The organism is Nocardioides pyridinolyticus, from assembly GCF_054653575.1.
Map to the genome: position 1 here is coordinate 1 of NZ_BAAIFY010000047.1, position 10,785 is coordinate 10,785.

Below are 10,785 nucleotides of genomic sequence, written 5' to 3' on the forward strand. Positions count from 1 at the left end.
CGCTGCCTTTCCGCACTGGCATGTGCCCTGCTCCGGGCCGCGGTCCGCTCTCGGGTCGACAGGCCAGCCGCGGAGCCACCACGATTCGGCAGAGCCGATGGCCTCGCCTCGGTGGGCAACCGGTTTGTGTTCCGTGGCCTCGTGCGTGAGGCTCCGCGCTATGTCAACTGGCCGGGAGGCGCACGGGGTCCCGGCCGGCGAGCAGGACCGGATCCTTGCCTCGAGTGCGCTGATGGCCGCCGGCACGGTGTTCTCCCGCTTGAGCGGTTTCGTTCGTGCGTTCCTGCTCGCCGCCGCGCTCGGCAATCTGTTGAGCGGGGACCTGTTTGCGATCGCCAACACGATCCCCACCATGCTGTACATCCTGTTGGCGGGCGGCATCTTCAACGCGGTCCTCGTCCCTCAGCTGGTGCGGGCAACCACGACGCAAGCTGACGGCGGTGAAGCCTTCACCAACCGGGTGATCACCCTCGCGGCGCTGTTCCTCGGCACGATCACGGTGCTCCTGGTAGTGGCCGCGCCCAGGGTGATGGGCGTGTTCCTGGATCCCAGCTTCAACGACCCACAGCTCGCGACCCAGCGTGCCTCGATCGTCGACTTCGCTCGCTACTGTCTGCCACAGGTCTTCTTCTACGGCATGTTCGTGCTGGTCGGGCAGATCCTCAACGCCCGCGGTCGCTTCGGACCGATGATGTGGGCGCCGATCGCCAACAATGCCGTCTCGGTGCTGGTGCTCGCGGCGTACCTGTTCGTCTACGGTCCGGCCCAGGGCGACGAGCGGTGCAATGGCTTCGAGCCAGGTCAGGAGCTACTGCTCGGGCTCGGGTCGACGTTGGGCATCGTGGTCCAGTTCCTCATCCTTCTCCCCTACCTTCGGGCCGCCGGGATCCGCTATCGGCCCAGGTTCGACTTTCGGGACTCAGGTCTGGGTCACACGCTTCAACTCGGCATGTGGACGGTGCTGGTGGTCATCGTGAACCAGATCGCCTACACCGTCGTCGTTCGTCTCGCCTCCGGCGGAACCGCCCAGTCGGCCACCGACGGATGCGGAGTCGGTCTGGCGGCTGACGCCACCGGATACACCATCTACTCCACGGCGTTCCTCATCGTGATGGTGCCGCACTCGATCGTGACGGTGTCACTCGCGACAGCGATCCTGCCCCGACTGTCCGGGCTCGCGGCCGACAGGAACCTCGAAGGGCTGGCCGACTCCGTGGCCAACACCTTGCGGATGGCCTTGGCGCTGATCGTGCCGTTCGCCCTGCTGATTCCAGTCATCGCGGGCGACATCGCGAACGCCATCTCCTTCGGGGCCGCGCGATCCACGTACGAGAACTACGGCCCGACCCTCGCATTGTTCGGACCGGGGATCGTGTTCTTCACCATCCACTATCTGATGCTGCGTGGCTTCTTCGCCATGGAACGGACCCGGACGGTCTTCTGGGTGCAGTGCACCATCGCGATCGTGAACGTCGCAGTCGCCGTTGCCCTGGTCGGCGCGACGGACGCCCGGCTGACGGCCCCCTCCCTTGCGGTGGCCTACGGCGCCTCCTACGCCGTGGGCTCGGCGCTGTCGTACCTCCTGCTCCGGCGCGCGCTCGGGGGGCTGGAGACTCACCGACTGCTCGGATTCCTGAGCAAGCTGGTGGTGCCAGCAGCCGGGGCGACGGCTGTGGCCTACGCGGCCGCCCAGGCACTACACGCCACGGTGGAGGAACCCACCCAACTGACGGCAGCACTCTGGGTGGTGGCGGTAGCGACCGTCGACGCGCTGGTGTTCCTGGGCCTCGCCTGGCTGCTCCGTGTGCCGGAGGTGATCCAGATGGGCACCCTCGCCCGCCGACGCCTCCGGAATCGGGGTTAGCCGTGGGTTAGCCGTGGGTTAGCCGGGGACCCACGAGCACAGCGATGGGGGCCACGCTCACGCTCGCGAGCCCGGGAATCTGTCCGCCGGGGCCTGCGCGCATGTTCGGATGCCGATGGGTCCGGTGCCCGTCGCGGCCGCGTAGTGCTCGTGCGGAGGGCTCAGGAACCGGGCTGAGTGTATGGCGTCGAGGGGTACCCGGTGTCGAAGTGCATGTAGTCGGCGACGTCGATGTTCTGCCAGATCCAGCCCTCATCGCGGAAGGTCTGCCAGACCGGGCCTCCGCGCAGGATCTTGCCGGGGCCGGGTGTGCGCTTGGCGTTCTCGGGGCCGGGCGACCAGCAGTCGCAGCGCAGGTCCATCCACGGGTTCTGGCGGGGGTTGATGTCGATGGCTCGGCCGTTGGCGTGGGGCGATTCGAGCACGGGGGCGTTGATCTGGTCCGGTCGACGGCAGTTGTAGGCCGAGGTGTTGTTGTCCTGGAGGCTCTTCAAGGTGTCGCCGCCGTAGTTCTCCACCCCTTGCATCCGTTCGATCGGGAACCCCTCCTCGTAGAGGCGGGTGAAGATCCGCGCGGTCGTCTGGGCCGTGTCGGCGTTCACCACCAGGTGGCCACGCCGCAGCTCACCCTCGAAGTCCACGTGGTCGACCTCTACCCGTCGAAGTTGGGAGCGCTGGGTCACGGGGCAGCCTTCCCGCACCATGCCGGCGCCAACCATCGCCTCCCACTGACGTTGCGGGACCTCACGGATCACGGCGTCCTGGGGCTGCGGCGCGTCGGGCGCACTGCTCGGGCTGCCGATTCTCGGGCTGCCGCTAATCGTGCCTTGCCCGGCGTCGGTCCGATCGCCGGGGCCCTGGTCGGCGTCGCTGCTGCACGAGGCGAGCACGAGGCTCAGCAGGGCAGCGGGCACCGCGAGCAGGAGAAACCGTGCACCTGTTTTCCGGCTCTTGAGCGTGGTCTCACTCACCGTCGTGCAGCTCCAGGTCGTAGAGCCGGATCCAGCGGCCATCGAAGGTCTGGCGACGCGCCTGCAGGCGCCAGCCCTGACGCGCGTAGAACTGGCCAGCTCCGTCGGGTCCGTCGAGGGTGGCCAGGGAGACCCGGTCAGTCCCACTCGCACGTGAGGTCTCCACGAAGTCCGCCACCAACGCACTTCCCACCCTCATCCCCCGCATGCGCTCGACCGTAGCAACATGCGAGAGCACGGCGACCTTCACGGGTGCGGGTCGCGGACCCGTCGTCTCGTTGCGTTCACGCAGTCGCTGGAACCGGAGACTGACCCGACGCGCGAGGAGTCCGCTCGCGAGCCGGGGGTGGAGCAGGAATCCGAGGAGAGCGCAGGCGACCAACCGTGCGCCGTGCCGACGGAGCAGCAGTTTCCGGTGCGCACGGGTGTCGAGGATGCCAACGAGGTAGCCGCACGACCGTCCGTCGGTCTCCGCGATGGTGGCCACGGCGTACGGCGTGTCGAGGAACGTCGTGTAGTACCTGCGCAGGAAGGGGCCGCCGAGGCGGCCCATGACGTTCTCCGGGAAGTGGGCGCGGTGCTCGGTGGTGACGAAGGTGATGTCTTCTCGGGTCATGGTTCGGAGCGCCGCGAGGGGCTTGGTTCCGGGCGGCACGGGGTCGGATACGGAGCCTGGCGACATGACTTCTACGTTACTACGTAGTGTAGAAGGTACTGGGACCGTCGCGGTCGTCGCGGGCGCGTCCTCTCCGGCGCCGGTCGGGCATGATGGGGGCACTATGAGGTCTTTCGGTGAGCTCGAGGCGCGGGTGATGACCGTCATCTGGGACCACGTCGAGCCTGTGTCGGTCCGTGTCGTCGTCGATGAACTGGCCGGCGAGCGGGCGGTCGCCTACACAACGGCGATCACGGTCATCGAGCGGCTGCGCGCCAAGGGCTGGCTGGTCCGCGAGCGCGCGGGCCGTTCCTACCTGTACTCGGCGACCTGCGAGGAACACGAGTACGCCGCGCACCTGATGAGCTCGGTGCTAGAGGGTTCGGGCGACCGGTCCGCCGCCCTGTTGAGTTTCGCCGGTCAGCTCGACGCGACCGAAGCGAAGGCACTCCGAGAAGCGCTGACACAGACCGGCGGGGATCCCGGCCCTTGAGCGTCTACGCGGTCGCCGTCCTTCTGAGCTACGCGCTGGCCGCCGGCTGGGGCGTCGATCGGCTGCTCGCCCGTGCCCGGTGGGTCTCACGCTACCCGCGACATGCTCTGTTCGCGTGGCACGCGTCAGCCCTGGCCTGCTTGGGCGCAGTGACCGGTGTCTCGCTGCTGCTAGCGCACGACGTGCTCGAGCACGGCCTGCTCTGGCTGCTGCATGCCGACAAGGGCGAGCTTCACCTGGCCTACGCCGGCGGTCGCAGCGTCGATGGACTGTGGAACGCGGCGGCCCTGCTGCCGATCGCGGTGCTGATCTCGATGCTCGTCGTTGTCACCAGCAAGGCAATCGCCGACGAACGGCGCCGCCGCCAGTTCCGATTGCTGCCCAGGACCGCCAAACGATTCGGATCCGACTCCACGGTCGGGGTGGCGGTGGTCGACCATGCCGTGCCGGCCGCACACTGCCTGCCGGGCCGCAGGGGTCGCGGCCTGATCGTCCTCACCAGCGCCGCGCTCACCCAACTGACCGCCACCGAACTCGAGGCCGCGCTCGAACACGAGCGCGCGCACCTTCACCTCCACCACCACCGGATGATCCTGATCGCCGACAGCATCTCAGCGATCCTGGCCCGGACGGGCGCGCTGCGCTCCTACCCGGCCCAGGTCCGCAGGCTCGTCGAGCTGGACGCCGACGACGTCGCCGTCCGACGATTCGGCCACCAGACCGTCGCATCGGCGCTCCTCGCGATGTGCACACCACCCCCGCACCCCGCAACCGACGTTCGCGGGCTCTCCTTCTCGGGGTCTGCCGCTGCAGTTCGGATCCGACGCCTACTCGAAACCGACGACAGCGAGCACCCGCTGCGCGCAGCCCCACGCGTCCTGCTCACCTGGTCCATCCCCCTGGCGTTACTCCTGCCACCGGCGATCGTCCTCTGGCCCGCCGCCTCCCTGGTAGGCAGCGCTCACTGACCCCCACCTCAGTCAACGATCGGGCACAACGTGCGTTAGTATCTGCATATGTGCGCATACAACGATGGTGAGACGGTTCCTGTCCCTCCCGAGGATGAGCAGGTCGATCTGGCCGTCGAGGTGTTCCGGATGCTGGCCGATGCCACCCGGGTGAAACTGCTCTGGGTCCTGCTGCCTGGCGAAGCCTCCGTGAACCAGCTCGCGGAGGCGGTGGCCAAACCCCAGGCCGCGGTCTCCCAGCACCTGGCCAAGCTGCGCATGGCCCATCTGGTCCAGACCCGCAGGCAGGGGACACAGGTGTTCTACCGCGTCGTGAGCGACCACGTGCGCCAGCTCGTCAAAGACGCCATCTTCCACGCCGAGCACGCGGGCGGCGGCGTACCGCAACACCACCGCGACGACCCGGACCACACAGGGTCGACAGCCACGAACCCGAGCAGGAGCCTCGCATGAACCCCAATCCGTCCGGCCCCCCCGAAGACCACTCCCCCACACCGTCACGGGCCCCCGACGAGGGCCACCACGGCCACCACGACCACGAAGATGAGCACGAGCATGGGCACGACTCCGGTCATGGCCACCCCCATGGCGCGCACGAGCATGATCACGCCACCGGGATCAAGGGCTTCCTCTTATCGCTGTTCCGCCCGCACAGCCACGACGCCGCGGATTCGATCGACTCGGCACTCGAGGCGAGCGCCGAGGGCATCCGGGCCCTGAAGATCAGTCTGGTCATCCTCGGCCTGACCGCGCTCGCGCAGCTGGTCGTGGTCCTTTTCACCGGATCGGTCGCCTTGCTCGCTGACACGATCCACAACTTCTCCGACGCGCTGACCGCGGTGCCCCTGTGGATCGCCTTCGTCATGGCACGTCGCGCCCCCACCCGCCGCTACACCTACGGGTACGGCCGGGCCGAGGACCTCGCCGGAGTGTTCATCGTCGCGATGATCGCGCTGTCCGCGGCCGTCGCGGGCTACGAATCAGTACGCCGCCTGATCGACCCGCAACCGATCACCAACGTCGGGGTCGTCCTCGCCGCGGGCATCCTGGGCTTCGTCGGCAACGAAGCGGTGGCCCTCTACCGGATCCGGGTCGGCCGCAAGATCGGCTCGGCCGCCCTGGTCGCCGACGGGCTGCACGCCCGCACCGACGGATTCACCTCACTGGCCGTCGCTGCCGGCGCCATCGGGGTCATGGCCGGCTTCCCACTCGCCGACCCGATCGTGGGACTCCTGATCACCGTCGCCATCCTGGTCGTCCTCAAAAGCGCAGCCCGCGACATCTACCGCCGGCTCATGGACGCCGTCGAGCCCGAACTCGTCGACACTGCGGAGACCGCCCTCCGCACAGTTCCAGGTGTGCAGGACGTCGAGAGCCTCCGCCTGCGGTGGCTGGGCCATCGCCTCCGCGCCGAGACCGACATCACCGTGGACCTCACCCTCAGTGTTGCCGCGGGTCACGCGATCGCCGTCGAGGCCGAGCACCGGCTGCTGCACGCCGTGCCACGTCTGGACGCCGCCACGGTCCACGTCAACCCCAGCCACCTCGATGGTCAAGACCCGCACGAGGTCATGGCCCACCACCAGTAGCCGGGATGCGCGGGTTCCCCGCGTTCGGGCCATCGAGGCCCGGAGGGCCGTTTCGGCCCTCCCCACGGACAACCAGGACGCGGTCGCGGGCGGGCATGCCAGCCGCCCGTACCGTTCGACCCGCGCCCCACGACCACCCCAGGAGCATCAATGATGGCCCGACCGCGCATCGCATGGTGGATCCCCCCTCTGCTTGCTGTACCAATCCTGATGGCCGTCGCGAGCCCGGCCGCCGCCCACGGCATCGGCGGTGAGGCTGCCGACCGGTCAATCCCTGGCTTCATCCCGGTCGGCATCGAGCACATGCTGCTGGGCTGGGACCACCTGCTGTTCGTCGCCGGTGTCGTCCTGGTCGCCCGCGAGGTGAGGCTCGCAGCCAAGCTGATCAGTCTGTTCGTCCTGGGACACTCGACCACGCTGATCGCCGCCACGCTGGCCGGCTGGCGGGTCGATCCCGACACCGTCGATGTCGTCATCGCGCTCAGCGTGGTGTTCGTGGCAGGCATCGGCATCTTCGGGCGACCGGAGCGATTCAGGCTGTTCGGCGCAGCCGTCGTCGGTTTCGGCCTCATCCACGGACTCGGCCTGGCCACCAGGTTCCAGGACATCGGAGTCCCCGAGGACGGCGAGCTGTGGCGGGTCATCGCCTTCAACATCGGCATCGAGATCGGCCAGCTCACCGCCATCGCCGCCATGGCCGCGATCGCGTTCGGCGCCGGAAGACTGATCGGCCCCGAACAGACCCCTCGAGCGGCCCAGCTCGCCTGCCCACCAATATTCATCGGTGGATCCGTCGCCGCCAGCCTGATCGCCCTCAACGCGGTCACCGCACTTCCCGCCCCGCCGCCAGCCGAACTGTCGGCAGACAGCACCTGCGAGATCACCTCACCGACCAAGCCGCTCCCCACCACCGGCGGCGACCACCCCGAACGTGCGTTCTTCGACCCCGAGGAAGAAGCGCCCCTGATCGACTTCGGTCACTCACTCGGAGACGGCTACGTCATCGTCCTCTACCCGCCCGACATCAGCTCGCCAGACCTCGAAGCCCTCCGCGCCTTCGTCGAGAGCCCAGACGGCGAAGGAGTGCTCGCCGGGAGCCACGACGACACCAGCCTGCAGGTCCTCCAGCAGCGGGACACCATGACTTGCGAGCAGATCGAAGTGGAGAGCGTCCAAGCATTCAGCCAGAACTGGCTCGGACCACTACGCGGCTAACCCGTAGGGCCGGTGTGCACGGTCAGACAAGGACGAGGTCGTCGACGCGACGCACCCCAGACACGTCTGCGCCGCCTGCCGACCCGGGTTCGCGCAGGGATGACGGCGATCTTCAGTGGAAGGACTTGGGCCTGACCGACGTGTCACCCATGCGGCAAACCCAGCAGCTCCGTGCGCACGCTACGCGGCTACTTGTTTCCTTGACCTCAGGATTGGTGCTGGCGAGTGTCGGTCCAGACGTCCGGTCCGTCGCTCTCAATGCGGCTGCCCACGCTGCCCGGTGACGGGCCCGTGTGGCTCACTCATGGCGTGCGCGGGCCGGGCGTCGCAGAGTCGGAAGAGGCTCAAGAGGGGTCTGCCCAGCTCGAAGTAGCGTTGCCCTTCCCGACTCAAGAACCCATCGGAATCGAGTGTCGGGAGCGTGCATGCAAGAACAAGCAGAACGTGTCGTGATCGGGATGGATCCGCACAAGCGATCAGCCACGATCGAGGTGATAACCGGTGACGAGACCGTCCTCGGTGGCGGCCGGTTCGGCACCGATGACAGCGGTTTCGCCGCGATGGTGGGTTACGTCAACGCCATCGCGCCCGACTCCGATCGTCGGGTGTGGGCGGTCGAGGGGTGCAACGGGATCGGCCACTACATCGCGATCCGGCTGCTTGCTGGCAGCGAGCAGGTCCTCGACGTGCCACCGAAACTCTCAGCCCGTGCCCGCGTGTTCGCCACCGGGCAGGGCCGCAAGACCGACGCCACCGACGCCCACTCCGTGGCGCTGGTCGCGACCCGGATGGCCGGGCTGCGCCCGGTCGTCGACGACGAACAGCTCGCAGTGCTCCGGGTCCTGGTCGACCGACGCCGCTCCCTGGGCGAGGACCACACCCGCATCGTGTCGCAGGTCCACGCCCTGTTGCTGGAGCTGATCCCCGGCGGTGCGAAGCGTGACCTGTCCGCGGCCCAGGCTCGCAAGCTGATCGCCACCATCCGACCCCACGACGCCGCTGGGAAGACCCGACGCCGGGTCGCATCCGAGCTGATCGGCGACCTCGAACGCATCCACGCCCGCAAGAAAGCGGCCGACAAGGAGCTACGCGTCCTGCTGGCCGCGACCGGCACCTCGTTGCTGGACCTGCACGGCATCGGCCCCTCCGGCGCCGCCCGGTTGCTGGTCGAGGTCGGTGACATCACCCGATTCCCCAACCGCCACCACTTCGCGTCCTGGAACGGCACCGCACCCATCGACGCATCCTCCGGGGACCACGTCCGCCACCCGCTGTCGCGGGCAGGGAACCGCCAGATCAACCGGACCCTGCACATCATGGCCACCGTCCAGCTACGCAACCCCGGCATCGGCCGCGACTACTACGACCGACGCAAGGCCGAGGGAAAGACCTCGATGAAGCAATGCACTGCCTGAAGCGACGCCTGTCCGACATCGTCTACCGCAAACTCCTCGACGACGCCGTCGCCCGACGCCTCACCACCACCGGGACGGGTCCGGGTGGGCAACGAGGTAACGACTCTGACTCCAGCGCGGCCGGTTCACAACCCCACACCGACTCTTCGGACAAGCCTCACCCGAACCCGCCAACCACCCATCCTAGAACCCCACTACCCGCTGCGTCTTGACACAGAGGGGAGCCATGAGCGTGCACTCCAGCCTGCGCCTTAGGTGCGATCCGTTGCGATCGACTGCTCCCCTGACCAGCAGCGATGTCGTGTGCGACGTCGGGTTACGGCGGCGCACCGTCGCGTGCGTTGCGAACCAAAGCGAGCCCAATCCGAGCCCTCGCGTCAGGGAGGTCCGACGATCTCAAGGGAACGCAGGCGCGGCCCTTTCACCAGCGGAGCCCCAAGGTTTCCGGGCGCCCCACTCCCCCGCCGACGAAAGGCCGGGTCCACCATGCGCCACCGCGTAACTGCGCCATCGGGCCACGCTCCGGCGCGCGACGACAAACAAGTACTACGCTGGATAGTATTCAGCATTCGCCCGAAACTTCAGTCCGTGCGAGTCCTGCCGACGACGAGGATCACTCACGTGGCCAAGGCCAAGCCCCCGAGCAATGACCGCCAAGCGAAGATCGACGCTATCCGGAGCCAGCAGCAGAACTCTGAACGCCGCCGCGGCCTGATAATCGTTGGCGCGTGCGTCCTGGCGGCGCTGGCTATCGTCTCCTTTCCGGTCTACTCGATCCTCAGTGACCGAGCGGAACTCTCGCAGTTCGAGGACCTTGACTTGGCCACCATCGGGGCCTCCGCCTCGGCTTGCACCGACATCACCACTGAGCCAGCGTCTGGCGGGGCCGAACACGTGCCGTACCCCGAGCAGGTCACCTACGACACCGCGCCCCCAGCCTTTGGGAACCACTGGAACGAACAAGGCGTCGCCCCAGCTGTCTTTGAGCGAAAGTTCTACGCTCCCGAGGACCGGCCCGAAGTTGAGTCACTGGTCCACAATCTCGAGCACGGCTACACCATTCTCTGGTACGACGAGACCATCGCTGAGAACGACGACGCCATCACCGAACTGCGTGGCCTAGCTGCCAAGTTCGCCGACAGCGACAACTTTCGATCCAAGTTCATTGCCGTCCCTTGGACCACCGAGGACGGCGCCTCGTTCCCCGAAGACATGCACGTGGCGTTGAGCCACTGGTCGGTGGGCGGCGACGGCGACCCGAGTGGTGAGCAGACCGGCGCCTGGCAGTACTGCTCAGAGACCAGCGGCGAGGCGCTGAACAGCTTCATGGCTGAGTACCCCTACCTGGACTCGCCAGAACCCGAGGCCGGATGAGGTCTCGATGATGGAGCGCCACGTTTGCTCCCCCGCAGCTTGTCCATGGCCCGTACGTACCTGGCCATGATCGGTCGAGAGTGCCGAGATGAGCCTGCGGCGAAGCCTGATCGCGAGGTTCAGTAGTGCGGCGAAGGCCGCCTGGGCGAGGAGTCGGGGCTTTGGCGAGACCATCGGCGAGGTTCCGTGAGCGGCTCCGCGTCCCGGTCCGCTGGTGGTTTCAGGGCAGCATGCTCGTCAC

The 10,785-nt window shown here is 67.7% G+C and carries 10 protein-coding genes; 8 read left to right on the forward strand and 2 right to left on the reverse strand.

Going from position 1 to position 10,785, the window contains the following annotated elements; all coding sequences use genetic code 11:
* Nucleotides 1-160 precede the first annotated feature (160 nt).
* The gene (gene murJ / locus ACYQ0U_RS22050; RefSeq protein ID WP_459976036.1) at nucleotides 161-1,864 is read left to right on the forward strand and encodes a murein biosynthesis integral membrane protein MurJ; all 1,704 of its coding nucleotides are present in this window, start codon (nucleotides 161-163) and stop codon (nucleotides 1,862-1,864) included.
* 161 nt (nucleotides 1,865-2,025) lie between these two features.
* On the opposite strand, the gene ACYQ0U_RS22055 is transcribed toward murJ, so the two are convergent.
* Both ACYQ0U_RS22055 and ACYQ0U_RS22060 read right to left on the reverse strand, forming a co-directional pair.
* Nucleotides 2,026-2,835 (reverse strand): M15 family metallopeptidase, encoded by an 810-nt coding sequence (locus tag ACYQ0U_RS22055; protein ID WP_459976037.1) that lies wholly within the window; start codon nucleotides 2,833-2,835, stop codon nucleotides 2,026-2,028.
* Nucleotides 2,828-3,451: a GNAT family N-acetyltransferase gene (locus ACYQ0U_RS22060; RefSeq protein ID WP_459976038.1), complete on the reverse strand. Its 624-nt coding sequence runs from the start codon at nucleotides 3,449-3,451 to the stop codon at nucleotides 2,828-2,830. Before ACYQ0U_RS22060 ends, ACYQ0U_RS22055 begins: the two co-directional genes overlap by 8 nt.
* Nucleotides 3,452-3,614: 163 nt before the next feature.
* Here ACYQ0U_RS22060 and ACYQ0U_RS22065 point away from each other — a divergent pair, with 163 nt between their 5' ends.
* The 7 genes from ACYQ0U_RS22065 to ACYQ0U_RS22095 all read left to right on the forward strand — a co-directional run bounded on the left by ACYQ0U_RS22065 (nucleotide 3,615) and on the right by ACYQ0U_RS22095 (nucleotide 10,544).
* Nucleotides 3,615-3,983, forward strand: a complete 369-nt coding sequence (locus ACYQ0U_RS22065) for a BlaI/MecI/CopY family transcriptional regulator (protein ID WP_459976044.1) — start codon at nucleotides 3,615-3,617, stop codon at nucleotides 3,981-3,983.
* Nucleotides 3,980-4,951, forward strand: coding sequence for a M56 family metallopeptidase (locus ACYQ0U_RS22070; protein WP_459976039.1), 972 nt, complete (start codon nucleotides 3,980-3,982; stop codon nucleotides 4,949-4,951). Before ACYQ0U_RS22065 ends, ACYQ0U_RS22070 begins: the two co-directional genes overlap by 4 nt.
* Nucleotides 4,952-4,999: 48 nt before the next feature.
* On the forward strand, nucleotides 5,000-5,404 hold the full coding sequence (locus ACYQ0U_RS22075; RefSeq protein WP_459976040.1) for an ArsR/SmtB family transcription factor: 405 nt from the start codon (nucleotides 5,000-5,002) through the stop codon (nucleotides 5,402-5,404).
* The gene (locus ACYQ0U_RS22080) at nucleotides 5,401-6,540 is read left to right on the forward strand and encodes a cation diffusion facilitator family transporter (protein WP_459976041.1); all 1,140 of its coding nucleotides are present in this window, start codon (nucleotides 5,401-5,403) and stop codon (nucleotides 6,538-6,540) included. The genes ACYQ0U_RS22075 and ACYQ0U_RS22080 overlap by 4 nt, the downstream gene beginning before the upstream one ends.
* A 150-nt stretch (nucleotides 6,541-6,690) precedes the next feature.
* Nucleotides 6,691-7,755: a HupE/UreJ family protein gene (locus ACYQ0U_RS22085; RefSeq protein WP_459976042.1), complete on the forward strand. Its 1,065-nt coding sequence runs from the start codon at nucleotides 6,691-6,693 to the stop codon at nucleotides 7,753-7,755.
* 458 nt (nucleotides 7,756-8,213) lie between these two features.
* Nucleotides 8,214-9,170, forward strand: coding sequence for an IS110 family RNA-guided transposase (locus ACYQ0U_RS22090; protein ID WP_459976045.1), 957 nt, complete (start codon nucleotides 8,214-8,216; stop codon nucleotides 9,168-9,170).
* 621 nt (nucleotides 9,171-9,791) lie between these two features.
* Nucleotides 9,792-10,544 (forward strand): DUF3105 domain-containing protein, encoded by a 753-nt coding sequence (locus ACYQ0U_RS22095; protein ID WP_459976043.1) that lies wholly within the window; start codon nucleotides 9,792-9,794, stop codon nucleotides 10,542-10,544.
* Nucleotides 10,545-10,785 lie beyond the last annotated feature (241 nt).